This window comes from Paralcaligenes ginsengisoli (assembly GCF_054781135.1).
In genome coordinates, this window is the sequence record NZ_BAAGUZ010000050.1 from 22427 (window position 1) to 42321 (window position 19895).

The window sequence follows — 19895 nt, forward strand, 5'->3', positions numbered from 1 at the left end:
TGCCCGCATGCTACCTTAGCAGCCTGGTACCTATTCCATTTTCCCGGGGCCAGCCCCGAAGCACTCCCAGCACAGCCATGGCCACATCGCGCTTTTATTGCCCCCTGCCCCTTACCGCACATCAATCCCTGGAATTGCCCGCGGAGCTTGCGCACCACGCATTACGGGTCTTGCGCCTCAAGGCCGGGGCAGAAATCGTCCTGTTCGACGGTCGCGGCGGCGAGTATCCTGCCATCCTGCAGACAGAAGGAAAAAAAGGCTATGCCGAACTGGGCGCGCAACGCCTGGTCGAAGTGGAACTGTCCGGCGAAATTACCTTGGCCCAGGGCATACCGGCCGGGGACAAAATGGACTGGATCATCGAGAAAGCGGTCGAGCTGGGAGTGCAGCGGCTGATTCCCATTACCGCGCAGCGCAGCGTATTGCAGCTCAGCGGCGAGCGTCTCGAAAAGCGCCAGCGCCACTGGCGAAGCATTGCACAATCGGCCAGCGAGCAATGCGGTCGCAACCGCCTCATGGCAATCGATGCGCCCATGCCGCTGCGGGCCTGCCTGGAACAAGCTGATTCCGCCGCGCGGCAAGCCCTGTTTTGCCATCCGGAAGCGCAACAGACGCTGTCGCAAGCCCTGCGGGCTCAAACCAGGCGCCTGATGTTTTTGATCGGCCCCGAGGGCGGATGGTCGGACGACGAACAGGCCCTGGCCAGGCGCCACGGCATAGAAGCCATCCAATTCGGCGCACGCGTTCTACGCACGGAAACCGCGGGCCTGGCACTGGTCGCCGCGGCCAGCGCCCTGCAGCGCTGGGTCTGAGACGCAGGCTTATTCGTGCGAGCGATGCCCCGCATAAGGGGTTGGCGCCACGCCAGGCTCCGGGTCGGGATGCTTGCCCGCATGCTCGACCACATACGCAAAATAACGATCATTGTTGACGGCGAACTCTACGGTGTCGGCGCACACGCTTTCAATGGCGGCCGCGTCGGCGGCCAGCACCGGATCGCCCGAATGCAGATTGTGCAGCCACAATACTGCCCCGATCTTTTGGTCGAGCACGGTATCGCACAGGCAGTCCGACAAGGCGTCAAGATTACTGCCGAAGTACTCAGGGAAATCGACCGCTTTCGCAATGGCCCTCAATACAGCCGAACAGCTGCGGGCCCGATCGCAATCGACGACGAAAACCGTCATGCCCAAGGTGTTTGCCGCATTGACCACCTCTTCCTGCGAAATCGAGGAAACGTCGAGCAAACCACTTTTCTGCAGTTTTTTTTGCAATGACTGTGCTGGGGCCATTGTTACGTCTCCTTGAAAAACGCCTGGACTTCTTCAACATGGCTCATGCTATCGGCACGACCCAAACGAATGAGCGCTTGCGTATAGCTGGCCTCGAACAACAAATACGAAATAAGTGCACCACCGGTTGACGAGCCTGAACCCGACGATACACCGAGAACGCGAAAAAGGGTACGGGCAGCGCGCGGCATTTGATCCAGATGCTCCATGGCTATTCCATCCAGCGAACGGCTAGGGGTAATTGCCAAGGTGCTCACCGGGCGCAGCGTTTGGCTTTGTAATGCATTCGGGGGCAATTGCGCAAGCAGTTCGTTGATACGGTCCATGCGTTCAAGGTCCATGGACAGGCTATCCAGGAAAATATTCGATAAAGCTTGCCCTCCGATTTGAGCCAAAGTGGGATATTTGGGGTCTTCCTGGCGCAATTCGGGATGGGTATCGTCCTGATGGCCGGTGCCGATTACGAATATTTTTTTCGCACCCAGATGTATGGCCGGGCTCAGGGGCGCCAACTGACGCATCGAACCGTCACCGCACCATTCGACCTGGCTGCCCAGGGACATGGCCTCGGCCGGAAATATGAATGGAATGGAACTGGAAGCCATCAGGTGCGTTACGTCAATATTGCAGGGCACGGCGCGGCGCAAGGAACGACGCCAGGGCTGTATCGTGCGATGCGACTGGTAAAACGTCAGGTGTTCGCCGCTGGTATAGCCGGAAGCCGTAATCGCCAGGGCTTCCAGATGCCCCAGGCTCAGGTTCTGATGCAGCCGGTCGAAATCCAGGGTTGCCGAAAGCAGCTCGACAAGCGGCCGATTATCGAGCAGGGAACGCGGATTCCGGTTGCGCATATGGGGAACCAGCCACCCCAGCGACAACATGCCCAGCCAGCGCAGGCCCGTGAAAACAAGACCGGCGCTGTCGGCCTTGTAGACCATCCCGGTATGCAGGTTTTCCCAGAGGCGCCGAATGTGATCGAGCGCCACATGCGGCGCGTTGGCGTGGCACCCGAGAGCCACCGCATTGATAGCCCCCGCCGACGAACCGCAAATCACTTTGAAGGGGTTCGAAAACTGGGCCGAATGCGCAGGGTCGAGAATATCGAGCACCCCCTGCAGCACCCCCACCTGGTAAGCCGCCCGCGCCCCGCCCCCGGTCAGAACCAAACCAGTGGGCAAGGATGAGTCGACAACGGATACCGGTTTTTCGTTAGCGCGGAGTGTTGGCATCGACCACTGTCAGCGCCGTCATGTTCACGATCCGACGCACTGTTGAACTCGACGTCAGGATATGCACCGGCGCATTGACCCCCAGCAGGAACGGGCCAACGGCCACATTGCCGCCCGCAGCCGTTTTAAGCAGGTTATAGGCAATATTGCCCGAATCGACGTTGGGACACACAAGCAGGTTGGCTTCGCCCTTGAGCGTGGTGGACGGCAGTATGCGTTGCCGCAAGGCTTCGTCGAGCGCGCAGTCGCCATGCATTTCCCCATCGATTTCAAGCTCGGGAGCGCGTTCGCGTATCAGTTCCAGCGCTTCGCGCATCTTCTTGCCGGAAGCGGAGCTGCCGGAACCGAAATTCGAGCGCGACAGCAAGGCGACCTTGGGCTCGACGTTGAGGCGGCGCATTTCGGCGGCGGCGGCAAGCGTGATTTCGGCGATTTGTTCAGCATTGGGATCGTCGTTGACATGGGTATCGACCAAAGCCACCGTACGCTCGGCCAGCAGAAGGATATTCATGGCTGCATAGGTTCTGGCCCCGGCCGATTTGCCGATGACTTCGTCGATGAACTGCAGGTGATTGGCGTAGGTACCCACCGTGCCGCACACCATGCCGTCGGCGTCGCCCAGGTGCACCATCATGGCGCCGATCAGCGTCAGGCGGCGGCGCATTTCGACCCGGGCCATTTCCTTGCTGATACCGTGGCGGCACATGAGCTCCCAGTATGTGGTCCAGTACTGATGGAAGCGTTCGTCGTATTCAGTATTGGTTACTTCGACGTCGACGCCGAGCCGCAGGCGCAGCCCAAATTTTTCAATGCGGGCCTGCAGCACAGCGGGGCGGCCGATCAGTATGGGCTTGGCGAGCTTTTCGTCGACAACCACCTGCACGGCCCGCAATACCCTTTCTTCCTCGCCTTCGGCAAAGACAATGCGCGACTTTCCACCATCGCGCACCAGGCCCTTGGCAATGGAAAACAGCGGCTTCATGAAAGAGCCCGAGCGATACACGAACTGCTGCAATTGCTCGGTGTAGCCGTCAAGGTCGGCAAGGGGCCGCGTGGCCACGCCGTCTTCCATGGCGGCCTTGGCAACCGCGACCGCGATGCGCACGATCAGGCGTGGGTCGAAAGGCTTGGGAATCAGGTAATCGCGACCGAACGACACTCCGTAAGTGCCATAGGCCGCGGCCACGACTTCGTTCTGTTCTTCCTGCGCCAGCTTGCATATGGCGTGGACGGCGGCCTTTTCCATACCGCGGGTAATGGTTGTGGCGCCGACGTCGAGCGCCCCCCGGAAGATATACGGAAAGCACAGGACATTGTTGACCTGGTTGGGGTAGTCGGACCGCCCGGTCGCCATGACGATGTCGTCGCGCACGGCATGAGCCACTTCGGGCAGGATTTCGGGGCTGGGATTGGCCAGGGCAAGAATAAGCGGCGACGGCCCCATTTTGGCCACCATTTCCGGCTTGAGGACGTTTCCTGCGGACAGGCCCAGAAACACATCGGCGCCATCAATGATATCGGCCAGGGTACGCGCCTTGGTATCCTGCGCAAAGCGTTCCTTGTCGGGATCCATCAGCACCTTGCGGCCCTTGTAGACCACGCCCTCGATGTCGGAAATCCAGATGTTCCCGACAGGCAAACCCAGATCGACCATCAGGTCGAGGCAGGCCAGCGCGGCCGCGCCGGCGCCCGACACCACTACCTTGACCTGATCGATGGCCTTCTTGACGACCTCCAGCCCACCGATGAATGCCGCCGACACGCAAATGGCCGTACCGTGCTGGTCGTCGTGAAATACCGGTATGCGCATGCGCTCGCGCAATTTGCGTTCGACCGTAAAACATTCAGGAGCCTTGATGTCTTCAAGGTTGATGCCGCCGAAGGTCGGCTCGAGGCCGGCGATGATTTCAACCAGCTTGTCGGGATCGGTTTCGTTGATTTCGATATCGAACACATCGATATCGGCAAACTTCTTGAACAGTACGGCCTTGCCCTCCATGACGGGCTTGGACGCCAGGGGGCCGATATTGCCCAGGCCCAGCACGGCGGTGCCGTTGGTGATGACCCCCACCAGATTGCCGCGCGCGGTGTAGCGGTAGGCATTGACGGGATCCGCCACGATTTCTTCGCAAGCCGCGGCCACCCCGGGCGTATACGCCAGCGCCAGATCGCGCTGGCTGAAAAGCTGTTTGGTTGGAGTAACCGAGATTTTTCCAGGGCGCCCATGCTCGTGATATTCAAGAGCCGCCTTGCGAATATTATCTTCCATGATGTTTCTTTATAGGCTGTTTTAAAGTGAGAGACGCTCATTCTAGCCCCAGCCACAAATTAATGGCAGGGCCGTGGCCATAAATGGCCACAATGCCAAAATCCTATATATCCTGGCCCATATATGGATAAATGCCGGAAGGATCGAACAGCGCCTTGACCTGGGAGTCCAGATCGGCGGCAAAAAACCAGGCTTCGTCTTCGGAACTGTCGTGGTGCGTGGTAAAGGCCGGACGTTCGACAGGAGCGGACTCAGCCGCCGTCAGTTCGTTCAGTACCACCCACTCCACCCAACCCAAGGCGCCCCCATGCCCAAGCAGCAAGTGGGCCAGATTGACCGTTTGTCCCTCGCACGGCAACAACGCGTCGAGACGATAGCGGGCGGGCCAGGGGGCAAGCCGCCTGCAGGCCTGCGCTTCGGTCTTGCCGGCCAATTGAAACAGGTCCGGCACCAGCCGCTGCAACGTCAGGGTCTCGAGGGGCTGCCGGTTTTTTTCGCCAAACGGACCCAGTTTCGCGCTGGTTCCATCGGCCAGCAGGACCGAAGCATGGGCCAGGCCCGACTTGAAGGTTTCACCCGAATTCCAGTCGCACAAGGTGCGGTCGGCCAGCCAGGCGGCCACGGTGAGGTAGCCCGGCGCGTCGGCGAATTGATGCAGACCCGCCGCTTCCAGTTCGCCCAGCATGCATCCGGGCTGTACGAACCATTGACTGCCGCCTTCCGTCAGGCGCCGGAAACCGGCCATCTCGTACCCGGGTTCCACCCACAGTACCGGCTGGCCCAGGGGGGTAGCCACCTGGGGCACTCCCCCCAGAGCCATGATTACGCCATACTCGGCACACAGGGCACGCGCATGGTGCGCATCGCTTGCCTCCAGGGGAACCAGGCGCCCGCTGCCCACGCCCTGATCGGTGCCGTAGTCGAAGAAACTGCCCGCGACGCTGCGGCGGATACGCTGGCAGAAATTATCCCAGGGGTTTTGGGAAGGGCGGCGTCCCATCAGAAAAGAACGACGAGAAGAAGGCTGCATACCACGATTCCTTACGAACAGATATTCCAAATATTCACGCCGAGCGGCGAGTCGCTCTACAATCATTCTTTTTGCCCGAGAAGCCAGTCTTATGCCCCGTCTTGCCAAGCGTACCGAACAAGTCATGCCATTCTACGCTGTGGAACTCTTCAAACAGGCCAATGCGCTCAATGCGCAAGGCAGGGATGTCATCAGCCTGGGCATTGGCGAACCCGATTTCACGGCGCCGCCCCAGGTTCTCGAAACACTGAATCGCGCCGCCCACGCCGGACTGAGCGGCTACACCCCACCGGCCGGCATTGCGCCACTGCGCGAGGCCATCGCCCATTATTATTCAACGCACTTTTCCGCGGCCATAGATCCGAAGCGGGTCATCGTGACATCCGGCGCATCGGGCGCCCTGCTGCTGGTCAGCATGGCGCTTATCAACCCGGGCGACGAAATCCTCATGCCCGACCCATCCTACCCGGCCAACCAGAATTTCATCATGGGAGCGGGCGGCACCCCGCGCCTCGTCCCTTGCTCGGCGGAGCAACGTTTCCAACTGAGCGCCGCCGACATTAGGGCCAACTGGGGTCCTGCGACACGCGGCGTCCTGATCGCCTCGCCCAGCAATCCGACCGGCACAAGCATTGCCCGGGAAGATATGCGGGCCCTGATTGCCGAGGTCAGGCAGCGCGACGGCTTTATCATCATGGACGAAATATACCTGGGGCTGTACTACGGCGACACGCCGCAAAGCGCCCTCACCCTTGATGACAACGTCATTGTCATCAACAGCTTCTCCAAATATTTCCACATGACGGGCTGGCGGCTGGGCTGGCTGATCGCCCCTGAATCCATGGTGCCGGCCATCGAAAAGCTGGCCGCAAGCCTGGCGATCTGCGCCCCCTCGCTGGCGCAACACGCCGCACTGACGTGCTTCGAACCCGAAGTCATGCGCATTTATGAAAATCGGCGCCTGTCGTTCAAGCAACGGCGCGATTACCTGCTGCCCGAGTTCGAGCGTTTGAACCTGCATGTGCCGGCGATACCGGACGGCGCGTTCTATATTTATGCCGATATCCGCGCGCACAGCCAGGACAGCGATGATTTTTCCCATCGCCTGCTGCATGAAGCCAGCGTGGCCGCCGTGCCGGGGCGCGATTTCGGGCCGGCCCATGCACGCCACAGCATGCGCTTTTCGTACGCGACGGGGCTGGATCGTTTGCAGGAAGCCATCAGCAGGATTGAACGCTTTCTGGCTTGAAAGCCGGCAGGCTACTTGTGCCCGATGGGAATCCCCGAGGCCAGCGCAATGCGGCGTCGCTCGGCCAGCACCTTGGCGCCGTAGCCGCCATCGCCGGGGCCGGTAGAGCCTACATAGCATGCCAGCCCGCCTTCGACCGAGCCGCGCCGCTTGATGCAGTCCTGCAAAATCTGCGAACCGACGCGTATATTGGCAATCGGATTCAAGGCCGCGGCCGACCCGCCGCCAAACCGCGCAAACTTGTCTTTATGAACATTGGCCATGACCTGCATCAGGCCCTGGGCCCCTACATGGCTCTCGGCAAGCGGGTTATAGCGCGATTCGATGGCAATCACGGCAAGCAATAATTGCGGATCGAGATGCTGTTCCCTGCCCACGGTGAATGCGGTCTTGATCAGCACGCCGGCGGCGTTATAGGCAATCTGGTACTTACGGGCGATATAACTGCGCAAAGCCTGCAACTGTGCCTTGCTCACATTGGGAATCGACAGGCTATCGGCCGAAGCCCGCAGGGCATGAGTGAAGTCTGCGGCCGAAGCAATGTCGGCCTTGGGCACCGGAACCGGCTTTTTGGCCACCGGGGCCGGAGTGGAAGGCGGAAGGGCCGATCCCTGGGGGGCGGTGCCTGCCGCGGGCGCGGGTTCCTCGATTTCCGGTTGCAGCGAGGCGGCCAGCATGTCGTCGTTGGCCTGGGCGAACGAGCCTGTCATGCCTCCCTGCATCGCGTCGGGACGCAGGGTAGCCAGCAAGGCCGCGTGCATTTGTTGGGACTGCAGGCGCAACGAGGGCACGGTCAGGCTCAGCACCAGTGTCACCAACACTGCAATGCCGAGGTAGATCGCCGAAACGTGAACGAATTCCCCGAGTTGGTTTACGAACCCGCGGGCGGATCGAGTGAGTAGATTTTCCGAACTAATGTCGGCCATCCTGGCCCAGCCCAATAAAATGAGTAAAGTCGATGTTAACCTTAGTCCTGCGATTCAAATGTAACCAAATTGGCAGGATTCTGTGAAATATCGTGACCTCAGAGACTTTATAGCGCAGCTTGAAAGTGCGGGCGAACTCAAGCGCATCCGGCATCCTGTATCGACCGACCTGGAAATGACCGAGATCAGCGATCGCGTGCTGCGAGCCAACGGTCCCGCCCTGCTGTTCGAACAGGCGGCACATGGCGGACGCCCCGCGGCCATGCCGGTACTGACCAATTTGTTCGGAACGCCGAAACGGGTCGCGTGGGGGATGGGCGCGAATGATGTAAGCGCCCTGCGCGACACCGGGGAGCTGCTGGCCTCCCTGCGCGAACCCGAGCCCCCCCGAGGGTTCCGCGATGCGCTCGCCAAAGTATCCATGCTCAAGGCGGCCCTGTGGGACATGAGTCCCAAAACCGTCAAGAATCCGGCCTGCCAGGAAATCGTGCTGGAAGGCGACGAGGTGGATCTGAATCAGATTCCGCTGCAGCGCTGTTGGCCGGGCGACGTCGCTCCGCTGTTGACCTGGGGCCTGGTCATTACACGCGGCCCCAAGGCCCGCCGCCAGAACCTCGGCATTTACCGGCAACAGCTGATCGGTCGCAACAAGCTCATCATGCGCTGGCTCTCGCACCGCGGCGGGGCTCTGGATTTTCGGGACCACACGCTCACTCATCCCGGCACTCCCTTTCCTGTCGCCGTAGCGCTCGGCGCCGACCCCGCCACCATACTGGGTGCAGTTACCCCCGTTCCCGACAGCCTGTCCGAATACCAGTTTGCGGGCTTGCTGCGAGGATCCCGCACCGAAGTAAGCAAAGCCCTGGGCAGCGACCTTTCCGTTCCGGCCTTTGCGGAGATAGTGCTTGAAGGCCATCTGCTGCCGGCCAGCGATCCACGCGCAGCTCCGCTGGTCGTTCCAGACGGCACCAAGGGCCCCGCCGACAGAAGCTATGAAATGGCGCTGGAAGGGCCTTACGGCGACCACACCGGTTATTACAACGAACAGGACTGGTTTCCGGTCTTCACCGTCGAGCGCATTACCATGCGCCGCAAACCCATTTACCACAGCACCTATACCGGCAAGCCTCCCGACGAACCCGCTGTGCTGGGCGTGGCGCTGAACGAAGTGTTCGTCCCCCTGCTCAAGCGCCAACTGCCTGAAATCGTGGATTTTTATCTGCCCCCCGAGGGCTGCAGCTACCGCCTGGCCGTGGTGTCGATCCGCAAGCAGTATCCCGGACACGCCAAGCGCGTCATGTTCGGCCTGTGGAGCGTGCTGCGCCAGTTCATGTACACCAAATTCATTGTGGTCGTCGATCACGACATCGACCCGCGCAACTGGCAAGAGGTAATCTGGGCGATGACGACTCGCATGGATCCGGTGCGCGATACCGTGCTGGTTGAAAACACGCCTATCGATTACCTGGATTTCGCTTCGCCGGTGTCGGGCCTGGGTGGAAAGATGGGGCTGGATGCCACCAACAAATGGCCAGGCGAGACCCTGCGTGAATGGGGTACCCCCATAGTCATGGATGGCGCGGTAAAAGCCCGGGTCGACGCCATGTGGCAAGATCTGGGATTATCATAAAACGTAGGGGCAGCCCCTTGTGGCCACCCGACACACGATGGCCATTGAATCGACCGGGATGGGCACAAGCCCCCTGCCAATGCTTGCGATTCAGCTCTTTTTCGCCCGTTTCGAATCGGCCGGCATCATGGAGCGGACCACCTGCCAGCCCAGCAGCACGCCGGCGCCCAGGCGCAGCCAGTTGCGGCCCCGCCTTCTGCCCGACAGCAAAGCCGACACTCCCGTCAACAACAAAGGATAGCGCCGCGTCAGGGTGAGCCCCTGGAGCAACCAGTTGACGCTCTTGTTTGATACCGCGGGCAGGATCCCGTGCAGCAGGGAAGCAGGCTTCAGGTTTTCGCCGACCTCCCGGGCATGGCGACGCAGCGCCTGCCGTTCCAGGGCGGCCCTTGCACGCAGCATTTCAATGCGCAATTCCTGCTGGCTGCGCTGGGCGCGGGCGTTCATGAGATGCCTCCGTCATGACCCGCGCACGCAGCGACGCGCAGGAGCTTGCGGGCCGCAAGAAAGACTTTCATGATGCCTCCGTTTTGTGCGGATCGTCGGCCCCCGGGGCCGGATCGCTCAGGCGACCCACCAGGGCCACGTCGCGCCTCAACTCATCGAGCGTTGCCGCGAACGGCGTGGGCCCGTACAGCAATGCCTGCCGCACCGCCCAGAAAAACCCCAGGCCCAGCAGACCATACACCAGTGCCAATCCGCCAAGCGCCAGATAGCGTTCTTCGGTGGGCCAGAAGTACAACGCGACTGCAATGGAAAAAACCAGAATCGCCAAACTTGAAAACAGCAATGCCGCAAACGCCATGCCCAACAGCTTGAACAAACGCACCTTTTGGCCAGAGGCTTCCAATGCAAAAAGCTCGAGGCGTGTACGCACGATGGACAGCAGCGTGCCGGCCATTTCCCCTACAGAATGTCTGAGCGCCATAATTTATTTTTCTAAAAACCGCATTCCCGCCCGCACTTCTTCGTACGGGCAGGAATGCGGCAGGTTTAACGACGGCTGATCAGCATGCCCACCAACAGCCCCGTCAAGCCGGCTATGCCAATGGCCTGCCAGGGATTGTCGTGCACATAATCGTCGGTGGCACGCGCCGCGTGTCGTCCCCTGGTCAGCAAAGCATCCTGGGTTTCGTACAGCGTTTCGCGGGTGCGGCGCAGGGATCGCATTGCCCGTTCCCGCAACTCCGCCGCCTTGTCGCCGGTGGCGTCGGCCGCCTCGCGCAACAGCTTCTCGGCATCGTCCAGGCTATCTTTAACGCTTTCAATGAATTGATCTTCACTTGCTTGCGTATCTTTCGCGGTATCTTTTGCAGCCATGACTAGCTCCTTTACAGGGTTGAAACGGAAGAACTACTGAAATCATCTACCGGCGGAACCGCACCGCCTCGTTCCCGGCGCAGCGCAGGAACGGCTATGAAAAAACAAATCCCCCACACCTTGCCTCTAGTGCAGGCTGGATACCTCGACCACCGAGGACAGGCCCTGCTGCTGGCTTTCCTGTTTCATCACCATGTTCACGCCGGGGCAGAACCAGTCGGTGACCGACGAGGTCATACCCGGAATCGGCAACACCAGCCCGTTGAAGGAAGCCTGCGTGGGGTCGATGACGCGCGTATAGCGAACCGGCCAGCACGACTGACTGCCCGCGGCGGTCTGGATGGATTGCCGCTCACCCACGGTTTTTTCCCCCGTGTGCACCACGACAGGCTGAGTCTGCAGGGCCTGGTGATCGACATTGATCTGAAATGTCTGCGCGGGGAAGGTCTGCCCCGACCGGGTCAGCGGCCGGTCGTACGCAAACAAGCCGAGCATGCGCAAATCGAACTTGCCATGAACCGGCACGCGTTTCCCGGTGGCATCGCTACGCTCGAAGCTGGCCTTGCCGTTTCGCACCGTCATCCAGTAATCGATTCTGGATTTGCCCGGCGGCAAACCGCCCAGGCCAAATGTAGCCGTGCCTTGCACATGGGCTTCGCAATCATCGGCCGCCCGTTTTTTGACGTTCGAGAAACCGAGGTCGGCGCCCAACTGCACGCCGCCCGACCCGGTCAGTTGCACCGCACCGCCGTCGTGCATGAACGGAACTTCGCACAGGCCCGCCATGGCGGGCGCCAGGCCAAGCCACCACATCAGAACCGCCGCACCTGCCAGGGAAACCAAACGCATGAAACCGCCCGTCATAGACATTGAAGCTTGATGCTACTCCTTCTGCAGCCCAAGCTCTGGACAAAAAATAAGGAAACGTTAGCAATCATTAGCAAATCCACAGAAAGCCTGATCTCCGGCACCAGATAGCGCAAGCCTCAGGCGTCTTTTTGACGCGTACCGAAAATGCGATCGCCGGCATCGCCCAGGCCTGGAATAATGTAGCCGCTTTCGTTCAGATGGCTATCGATGGACGCGGTATAAATGTGCACATCGGGATGCCGGGCCAGCACCGCTTCGATACCCCGGGGCGCGGCAACCAGCACCAGGGCCCGCACATTGCGGCAGCCTGCCTTCTTGAGCATATCGATGGTCGCCATCATGGATCCTCCGGTCGCCAGCATCGGGTCGACGATCAAGGCAAGGCGCTGGTCGAGCTCGCCCACCAGACGCTCGAGATAGGTCTGCGCCTGCAAAGTTTCTTCGTTGCGGGCAATACCCACGACACTGACCTTGGCTCCCGGGATCAGGCTAAGCACCCCGTCGAGCATGCCTATGCCGGCACGCAAAATAGGCACCACCGTTACCTTTTTCCCGGCCAGCTTCTCCACCGCCACCTCGCCGCTCCATCCCGTGATCGTATGCGGCTCCAAAGGCAGGTCTTTCGAGGCCTCGTACGTCAGCAGCGCCGCGATTTCCTGGGACATCTCGCGGAAATTCTTGGTGCTGAGATCGGCGCGGCGCAGCAAACCGAGTTTGTGACGTATCAGAGGATGGCGAATTTCGTGTACGGGCATGGTGTTTCCATAAAATGATGGGTCAAACTCCGGTCAGCGATCCGCCAGCCAGGTAACAAGCGCATCGTCAAAGCTCCGGACAGCCCCCGACCGTTCGTCGTTGACCAGGCTGACCACAATATAGCGTTTCCCGCTGGCCCCCAGAACGTACCCGGCCAGAGCGCGCGAGTCACGCAAGGTTCCAGTCTTCAAATGCGCCATGCCTTTGACCTCATCGCTGCGCAATCGACGCTTGACGGTGCCATCGACGCCGGCTATGGCCAGAGACGACATGAATTCGGACATCATGGGCGAATGCCACACGACGCCGAGCATCTGGCTCAGGCCGGCAGCGGTAAGCCGGGCATTTCGCGCCAGGCCCGCACCATTATCGATCACCCACCCACGGGTATCCACCTTCTGGCCTTGGAGCACGGCCAAGGCCGCCTTGCCGCCCGAGTCCATGGTGGCGCCCGGCCCCAGCTTTTCAGCCCCGAGTGTCAGCAGGACCGTGCGCGCCATGACATTATTGCTTTGCTTGTTGATCAGACGTATGGTGTCGGCCAGACTGGCAGAGTCGTGCCAGACCACCGGGGTGGCTCCGGGCGGGACGCGACCGGGGTGAATACCGCTGCCCAAGGTGCCCCCCAGTTCTTTCCACAGCATCTGAAAGACAGCCGAAAAATACTCAGGCTGCGACATGACCAGACGATACACGCTGAATTCGCCGCACGAGCCCGCCGCGGTGCCGCCGACATGGATAATCACCTCTTTGCCGCCATTGCTGACGTCGGTGGAAATGGCGGGTGAACCGGGGCACGTCGCGCCGCTCCATTTGATATCGCCGCTGATACGCACGCCGGGTACCGGTGGGTCGACAATGGGAATCCACTTATGCGCCCGCGCATCGGGCTGAAACACCAGGCGCACGGCTCCCAGGCCCACCATCAGGGCATCGGGGCTGGCGTTATATGGCCGGTCGGCCGCCCCATCGAACTCCCCGGGGTCGGTTGCAACCTGGCCGAACATGGAGCGATCGACCACCACTTCAGACAGGTTCTTGATGCCGCGCAGGCGCAATTCGCGCAGCAAAGACCATAAGTCTTCGATTTTAAGCAGGGGATCGCCGCCCGCCTTCAAATACAAAGGCCCGCGCAAAGTGCCCTCCGCATCCGGCCGACCGCCGTCTTTGGCCAGGAAAGTCGTGCGCCAGGCATAGTCCGGCCCCAGGCCGGACAAGGCGCTCCAGGTTGTCACCATTTTCATGACCGACGCCGGATTGCGCGGCACGGTGCCGTTGACATCAGCCAGGCGCGGCCCATCGACCTCTTGCACGACGAGCGACAGGGAGCTTTCAGGCAAATGGGTAGCCTGCCACGCCTTGCTCAGCTCGGCAGGCAGGCCCTGGCCGACAGCGGCAGCCGCCGGCCACAGCAACGCGCCGCAGGCGGCCCATTGCAAGCCGCGGCGGCGCAGGCCTTGCAACCCTTTTTCTAATGCATATGCAAACATGGCGACACTCTATTTCCTGCCCAGAAAACCATCAGCATAACCAAAGAAGGTCTCCAGTTGGGCTGTGTCCAAGCAGAAACTCGCCGCCGCAGCTTAAAATACGGACCAGCCTCAATCCCGGCGCGTCCAGAATCGCGCCCCAACGCCAAGACTTTTCGTGTGAATCCCAAGCTTCAACTCTCGCAGTTCGACTACGAACTGCCTCCCGAACTGATTGCCCAGTCGCCGGCCGCCGAACGCGCCGGCAGCAGATTGTTGCATATTGATACAACGGGTGCCCTGCATGATCGGCGCTTCATCGACTTGCCCGGACTACTCAAACCTCGCGACCTGCTGGTCTTCAACGACACTCGCGTCATCAAGGCGCGATTGCGCGGACACAAGGAAAGCGGCGGAAAAATAGAAATACTGGTCGAACGCATCACCGAGCCCAATATCGCCCTGGCTCATCTGAAGGCCAGCAAATCGCCCAAGGCCGGCAGTGTGCTGATGATAGCCGAGGCGTTCAGCGTCAAAGTGCTGGGCCGCCAGGGTGAATTGTTCGAACTCGAATTCCCCGAGCGCGTGCTCGACCTGCTCGACCGCCACGGCGCCACCCCCTTGCCGCCATACATAGAGCACGCGGCCGGGCGGGATGACGACGAACGCTACCAGACAGTGTATGCCCGTGAGCCCGGCGCCGTCGCGGCGCCGACGGCCGGCCTGCATTTCGACACAGCCATGCTGGCCCGATTGGCCGCTCTCGGAGTGCAGCAAGCCTTCGTTACCCTGCATGTCGGCGCGGGAACATTCCAGCCGGTGCGCGTTGAAAACCTGAGCGAGCACATTATGCATACCGAACGCTACTCAGTGTCTGAGCAAACCCTGGAGCAGGTTCACGCCACCCGCGCCGCCGGAGGGCGTGTCATCGCGGTGGGGACAACCAGCGTGCGCGCGCTGGAATCGGCGGCACGGCATGCCCCCGGCGCCGGGCCCGCCGAGGGCGATACCAGCCTGTTCATTACTCCCGGCTACCGTTTCAGCAACGTCGACGCCCTGATTACCAATTTTCACCTGCCGCAATCCACGCTGCTGATGCTCGTTTCGGCATTGGCCGGCATGGAGCCCATCCGGCGCGCCTACGCGCACGCCATTCAATCCAGATACCGCTTTTTCAGCTACGGCGATGCCATGTTTATAGAAACTCCCAAGTCATGACCGGCCTGCAATTCGAACTTTTAGCCACCGATGGCGCCGCGCGCCGCGGCCGCATGACGCTCAACCACGGCGTGGTGGAAACCCCCATCTTCATGCCGGTAGGCACCTATGGCAGCGTCAAGGCCATGCTGCCTCACGAACTCGACGAGGTCGGAGCGCAGATCGTGCTGGGCAACACCTTCCATCTGTGGCTGAGACCCGGCACCGAGGTCATGGAAAAGCACCAGGGCCTGCATGGCTTCATGCAATGGCCCAGACCCATCCTGACCGATTCCGGCGGATTCCAGGTCTTCAGCCTGAACGGTTTGCGAAAAATCACCGAAGAAGGGGTGAAATTCGCCTCGCCCATCGATGGCTCCAGGCTGTTTTTAACTCCCGAAGAGTCCATGCGCATCCAGCGGGCACTGAATTCCGATATAGCCATGGTGTTCGACGAATGCACCCCCTACACCATAGACGGGCGCCCGGCCACGTCCGACGAAGCGGCCCAATCGATGCGCATGTCGCTGCGCTGGGCCCAACGCTCGCGCGTCGCTTTCGACGCCTTGCAGAACCCCAATGCGCTGTTCGGCATCGTCCAGGGCGGCATGTTCGAAAACCTGCGCGACGAGTCGCTGGCAGGCCTGACCGACATCGGCTTTCATGGCTACGCCATCGGCGGATTGTCGGTCGGGGAGCCCAAAGAAGAAATGATGCGCGTACTGGCGCATGTTGCCCCACGGCTTCCCGCGCAGGCGCCCCGCTACCTGATGGGGGTAGGCACCCCCGAGGATCTGGTCGAGGGAGTCAGCCGCGGCGTCGACATGTTCGATTGCGTGATGCCCACGCGCAATGCCCGCAACGGCTGGCTATTCACCCGGTTCGGCGATATTAAAATACGCAACGCCCGCTATCGCGACGACACCCGCCCCCTCGACTCCACATGTTCATGCCATACTTGCACGCATTTTTCGCGCGCCTACCTGCATCACCTGCAGCGCGCCAACGAAATTACCGGCGCCCGCCTCAATACAGTGCATAACCTGCACTATTACCTGAATCTGATGCAGGAAATGCGCGATGCGATCGCCGCCGGCAGCTTCGAACACTGGCGCAGCGAATTTGTCCGAAATCGGGCACGGGGTATCGATTAAGCCAGATATCGCTACAATAGAGAGTTAATTAAAAAATTTCAGGAGTTACGAATGCTCGCAGTTGACACCCTTAAACTTGTTACCGCTCAAGCCACAGGCAGTGCCGCTGGTGGGGAAAATGCCTTGATGGGCATGCTGCCCATCATTTTGATGTTCGTCATTCTTTACTTCCTGATGATTCGTCCGCAGATGAAACGTCAGAAAGAACACCGCAACATGGTGGCGGCGCTGTCCAAAGGCGACGAAGTCATTACCTCGGGCGGCATGCTGGGCAAAGTCACCAAGGTCAGCGACAGCTACATCACCCTTGAAATCGCCAACCTGGCCGACAAGCCCGTTGAAACTGTCCTGCAAAGAACAGCCATAACCACGATATTGCCCAAAGGCACCATCAAGGCGCTGTAAGCGCGGCACTCGTACCCCGGATCCCGATCCGGGCTTGTTTTCACGCTTTAGTCTGTTGATCGACAATGAACCGTTATCCTCTCTGGAAATACCTTACTGTCCTTGCCGCCGTAATCATAGGGTTGCTCTATACGCTGCCCAATTTTTTCGGTGAATCGCCGGCAGTGCAGATTGCCGGCGCCAAATCGACGGTCAAAGTCGACAACGACGTCCTCAAGAAAGTCGAGGCCATACTTCAAGGCGAGCATATCGAGTCAACAGGCGCCTATTTTGAACAAAATGGCCCCAGCGGCACGATTCGGGTGCGTTTTGCAACCACCGATATACAGCTCAAGGCCAAAGACGCCATTGAGAAAGCCCTCAACCCGGATCCTTCCGATCCCGGCTACACAGTAGCGCTGAACCTGGTGTCCGCCTCGCCCAACTGGCTTTCGTCGCTGGGCGCCAATCCCATGTACCTGGGCCTGGATCTGCGCGGGGGTGTCCACTTTTTGCTGCAAGTCGATATGCATGGCGCCCTGACGGGCCGCTACGACTCGCTCGCCAGCGACGTCCGTACCAACCTGCGCGACAACAATATCAAGAACGCCAGCGTCGATCGTGTCGATCTGTCCATCGTGACCAAGTTCGACAGTGCCGAGGCTCGCGATGCCGCCACCTCGGACCTGCGCCGGCGCATGCCCGACATGGTATTTACCGATGCCCCGTCCAACGACGGCAAGTTTCCCCTGATAGCCAAACTCACCGATGCGGCCACGACATTGGTCCAGTCCAACGCAATCAAGCAGAACATCACCACTCTGCATAACCGCATCAACGAACTGGGCGTGGCCGAGCCCATCATTCAGCAGCAAGGAGCCGACCGCATCGTGGTGCAGTTGCCGGGTGTCCAGGACGTGGCCAAGGCCAAAGAGATTCTTGGGCGCACTGCGACCTTGCAGATCCGCATGGTGGACGACTCTCCCACCGCCATGGCCGCCCTCAGCGCGGGTACCGTACCCTTCGGGCTCGAGCGCTACAACGATCGCGACAAACATCCCATCCTCGTGCGGCGCCAGGTCATCCTGACCGGCGAAAACCTTCAAGACGCCCAGCCCGGACGCGATCAGCAAACCCAGCAGGCCTCGGTCAACCTGACCCTGGACGCCAAGGGGGCACGCATCTTCCGCGACGTCACGCGCGACAATATCGGCAAGCGCATGGCCATCATCCTGTTTGAAAACGGCAAGGGCGAAGTGGTGACTGCCCCCGTGATCCGCAGCGAAATTCCTGGCGGGCACGTTCAAATTACCGGCAGCATGTCGCCCCAGGAAGCTGCCGACACCTCGCTGCTGTTGCGCGCCGGCGCACTGGCCGCCCCCATGAATATCATTGAAGAGCGCACCATAGGCCCAAGCCTGGGCGCCGAAAACATTACCAAGGGCTTCGATTCGACCCTGTACGGTTTTCTTGCCATCGCCATCTTCATTATTCTGTATTACCACTTGTTCGGCGTATTCTCGACCCTGGGCCTGGCTTTCAACGTACTGCTGCTGCTGGCCGTACTCTCCATGCTGCAAGCCACCCTGACCTTGCCCGGCATCGCGGCCATTGCGCTGACGCTGGGCATGGCCATCGACTCCAACGTGCTGATCAACGAACGGATACGCGAAGAACTGCGCAATGGCGCCTCGCCGCAGCAGGCGATCAACCTGGGCTTCGAACGGGCTTGGGATACCATTTTCGATTCGAACCTCACCACACTGATTGTCGGCCTCTCCCTGCTGGCTTTCGGCACAGGCCCGATCCGCGGCTTCGCGGTGGTGCACTGCATAGGTATCCTGACTTCGATGTTCTCGTCCGTGGTCGGAGTCCGGTCGCTGGCCAATCTCTGGTATGGGCGCAAGCGCAAACTCCAAAGCATTTCGATCGGCCAGATCTGGAAGCCCAAAAAGAACTAAGCTCTGTGGCGGCGCGCAATGCCGCGCCGCACTATCTACGAATTAGGCAAGAAGAAACATGGAATTTTTCCGAATCCACCGCACCATCCCGTTCATGCGCAATGCGCTGGTGCTTAACCTGATCAGCCTGGTCACTTTCATCCTTGCCGTATTTTTCATTGTGACGCGCGGCTTTCATCTTTCGATCGAGTTTACCGGCGGTACGGTCATGGAGGTGCATTACGCGCAGACAGCCCCGGTCGATGATATCCGCAGCGCGGTCGACAAGCTGAAATATTCCGATTTCCAGGTGCAGAATTTCGGTACATCGCACGATGTCATGATCCGCTTGCCTTTGCGTGCCGGACAAACCTCGGCCGTGCAAAGCGAAACCGTCTTGAAATCCCTGCAGGCCCTGCACCCCGATGTGGAACTGCGCCGCGTGGAGTTCGTTGGCCCGCAGGTGGGCCAGGAACTGGTGCATAACGGCCTGATGGCGCTGCTGTGCGTGGTGGTCGGCATCATGATTTACCTGGGGATGCGATTCGAGTGGAAGTTCGCGGTCTCCGGGGTCATAGCCAATCTGCACGATGTGGTGATTATTCTGGGATTCTTTGCGTTTTTCCAATGGGAATTCTCGCTGTCGGTGCTGGCCGGGGTGCTGGCGGTGCTGGGCTATTCGGTGAATGAATCCGTGGTTATCATGGACCGGATCCGCGAAAACTTCCGCAAGCAGCGCAAGGCGCCCGTGCGCGAGATTATCGACGGCGCGATTACCCAGACGATTTCACGTACCGTCATTACTCACGGTTCGACGCAAATGATGGTGCTTTCCATGTTCTTTTTTGGCGGGCCGACACTGCATTATTTCTCGCTGGCGCTGACCATCGGTATCTGGTTCGGTATCTATTCGTCGGTGTTCGTGGCCGCGGCGCTTGCGATGTGGATGGGCGTGAAGCGCGAAGACTTGGTCAAGGCCGTCAAGAAAGACGACCCCAAGGCCGAGCTCGGCTAAGGCATTTTCGGTTCAGGTGGTTTACAGCGCTGAGCGTGTTTCAGTGACTTTCGTGTCGAGCTGTTTTTAGGCTTGGTCTGTGGCTTTGGGCTGTGTTGCTGCGGAAGTATTTCTATAAAGACGCCGCAGGGTGGGCGGTGCTGTGTAGTCCGGCACGTCCAGCGG

Annotated in this window: 19 protein-coding genes; 8 read left to right on the forward strand and 11 right to left on the reverse strand. The window is 60.2% G+C overall.

Annotation, left to right across the window (positions count from 1 at the left end):
• Positions 1–77 precede the first annotated feature (77 nt).
• Positions 78–812 (forward strand): 16S rRNA (uracil(1498)-N(3))-methyltransferase, encoded by a 735-nt coding sequence (locus ACYVIS_RS20685; protein ID WP_460874933.1) that lies wholly within the window; start codon positions 78–80, stop codon positions 810–812.
• A 9-nt stretch (positions 813–821) separates the two neighbouring features.
• Here the strand turns inward: ACYVIS_RS20685 and ACYVIS_RS20690 are convergent, their stop codons facing one another.
• The 4 genes from ACYVIS_RS20690 to ACYVIS_RS20705 all read right to left on the reverse strand — a co-directional run bounded on the left by ACYVIS_RS20690 (position 822) and on the right by ACYVIS_RS20705 (position 5820).
• The gene (locus tag ACYVIS_RS20690; protein WP_232740934.1) at positions 822–1292 is read right to left on the reverse strand and encodes a barstar family protein; all 471 of its coding nucleotides are present in this window, start codon (positions 1290–1292) and stop codon (positions 822–824) included.
• A 2-nt stretch (positions 1293–1294) separates the two neighbouring features.
• Positions 1295–2521, reverse strand: coding sequence for a patatin-like phospholipase family protein (locus tag ACYVIS_RS20695; protein WP_460874934.1), 1227 nt, complete (start codon positions 2519–2521; stop codon positions 1295–1297).
• The gene (locus ACYVIS_RS20700; RefSeq protein ID WP_232740936.1) at positions 2502–4790 is read right to left on the reverse strand and encodes an NADP-dependent malic enzyme; all 2289 of its coding nucleotides are present in this window, start codon (positions 4788–4790) and stop codon (positions 2502–2504) included. The genes ACYVIS_RS20695 and ACYVIS_RS20700 overlap by 20 nt, the downstream gene beginning before the upstream one ends.
• 103 nt (positions 4791–4893) lie before the next feature.
• Entirely contained in the window at positions 4894–5820 is a 927-nt protein-coding gene (locus tag ACYVIS_RS20705) for a hypothetical protein (RefSeq protein WP_232740937.1), read from the reverse strand.
• Positions 5821–5911: 91 nt separating this feature from the next.
• Here ACYVIS_RS20705 and ACYVIS_RS20710 point away from each other — a divergent pair, with 91 nt between their 5' ends.
• A complete protein-coding gene (locus ACYVIS_RS20710) occupies positions 5912–7069 on the forward strand; it encodes a pyridoxal phosphate-dependent aminotransferase (RefSeq protein ID WP_232740938.1) in 1158 nt (385 codons plus the stop codon).
• Positions 7070–7080: 11 nt separating this feature from the next.
• Here ACYVIS_RS20710 and ACYVIS_RS20715 read toward each other — a convergent pair whose 3' ends face one another.
• The gene (locus tag ACYVIS_RS20715) at positions 7081–7995 is read right to left on the reverse strand and encodes a transglycosylase SLT domain-containing protein (RefSeq protein ID WP_232740939.1); all 915 of its coding nucleotides are present in this window, start codon (positions 7993–7995) and stop codon (positions 7081–7083) included.
• Positions 7996–8077: 82 nt separating this feature from the next.
• Here ACYVIS_RS20715 and ubiD point away from each other — a divergent pair, with 82 nt between their 5' ends.
• Complete coding sequence (gene ubiD, locus ACYVIS_RS20720; RefSeq protein WP_460874935.1) at positions 8078–9625, forward strand: 4-hydroxy-3-polyprenylbenzoate decarboxylase; 1548 nt, start codon at positions 8078–8080, stop codon at positions 9623–9625.
• Positions 9626–9715: 90 nt separating this feature from the next.
• Here ubiD and ACYVIS_RS20725 read toward each other — a convergent pair whose 3' ends face one another.
• The 6 genes from ACYVIS_RS20725 to dacB all read right to left on the reverse strand — a co-directional run bounded on the left by ACYVIS_RS20725 (position 9716) and on the right by dacB (position 14061).
• Positions 9716–10072 carry a hypothetical protein gene (locus ACYVIS_RS20725; RefSeq protein ID WP_460874936.1) on the reverse strand — a complete coding sequence of 119 codons (357 nt, stop codon included), beginning with the start codon at positions 10070–10072 and terminating at the stop codon, positions 9716–9718.
• Positions 10073–10139: 67 nt separating this feature from the next.
• A complete protein-coding gene (locus tag ACYVIS_RS20730; RefSeq protein WP_232740942.1) occupies positions 10140–10553 on the reverse strand; it encodes a phage holin family protein in 414 nt (137 codons plus the stop codon).
• Between the two features lie 65 nt (positions 10554–10618).
• Entirely contained in the window at positions 10619–10945 is a 327-nt protein-coding gene (locus tag ACYVIS_RS20735) for an ElaB/YgaM/YqjD family protein (RefSeq protein WP_232740943.1), read from the reverse strand.
• 126 nt (positions 10946–11071) lie between these two features.
• The gene (locus ACYVIS_RS20740; RefSeq protein WP_370635848.1) at positions 11072–11815 is read right to left on the reverse strand and encodes a hypothetical protein; all 744 of its coding nucleotides are present in this window, start codon (positions 11813–11815) and stop codon (positions 11072–11074) included.
• A 116-nt stretch (positions 11816–11931) separates the two neighbouring features.
• Positions 11932–12570: a uracil phosphoribosyltransferase gene (gene upp, locus ACYVIS_RS20745; protein WP_460874937.1), complete on the reverse strand. Its 639-nt coding sequence runs from the start codon at positions 12568–12570 to the stop codon at positions 11932–11934.
• Positions 12571–12603: 33 nt separating this feature from the next.
• Positions 12604–14061 carry a D-alanyl-D-alanine carboxypeptidase/D-alanyl-D-alanine endopeptidase gene (dacB, locus tag ACYVIS_RS20750; RefSeq protein WP_232740945.1) on the reverse strand — a complete coding sequence of 486 codons (1458 nt, stop codon included), beginning with the start codon at positions 14059–14061 and terminating at the stop codon, positions 12604–12606.
• Positions 14062–14220: 159 nt separating this feature from the next.
• Between dacB and queA the strand changes: the two genes are divergently transcribed.
• From queA to secF, 5 genes are all read left to right on the forward strand, one after another.
• Positions 14221–15258, forward strand: coding sequence for a tRNA preQ1(34) S-adenosylmethionine ribosyltransferase-isomerase QueA (gene queA, locus ACYVIS_RS20755; RefSeq protein ID WP_460874938.1), 1038 nt, complete (start codon positions 14221–14223; stop codon positions 15256–15258).
• The gene (tgt, locus tag ACYVIS_RS20760; RefSeq protein ID WP_460874939.1) at positions 15255–16391 is read left to right on the forward strand and encodes a tRNA guanosine(34) transglycosylase Tgt; all 1137 of its coding nucleotides are present in this window, start codon (positions 15255–15257) and stop codon (positions 16389–16391) included. Before queA ends, tgt begins: the two co-directional genes overlap by 4 nt.
• A 51-nt stretch (positions 16392–16442) precedes the next feature.
• Positions 16443–16796 carry a preprotein translocase subunit YajC gene (gene yajC / locus ACYVIS_RS20765; protein ID WP_232740948.1) on the forward strand — a complete coding sequence of 118 codons (354 nt, stop codon included), beginning with the start codon at positions 16443–16445 and terminating at the stop codon, positions 16794–16796.
• A 65-nt stretch (positions 16797–16861) separates the two neighbouring features.
• Entirely contained in the window at positions 16862–18736 is a 1875-nt protein-coding gene (gene secD, locus ACYVIS_RS20770; RefSeq protein WP_232740949.1) for a protein translocase subunit SecD, read from the forward strand.
• 58 nt (positions 18737–18794) lie between these two features.
• Complete coding sequence (secF, locus tag ACYVIS_RS20775; RefSeq protein WP_232740950.1) at positions 18795–19730, forward strand: protein translocase subunit SecF; 936 nt, start codon at positions 18795–18797, stop codon at positions 19728–19730.
• Positions 19731–19895: the final 165 nt, after the last annotated feature.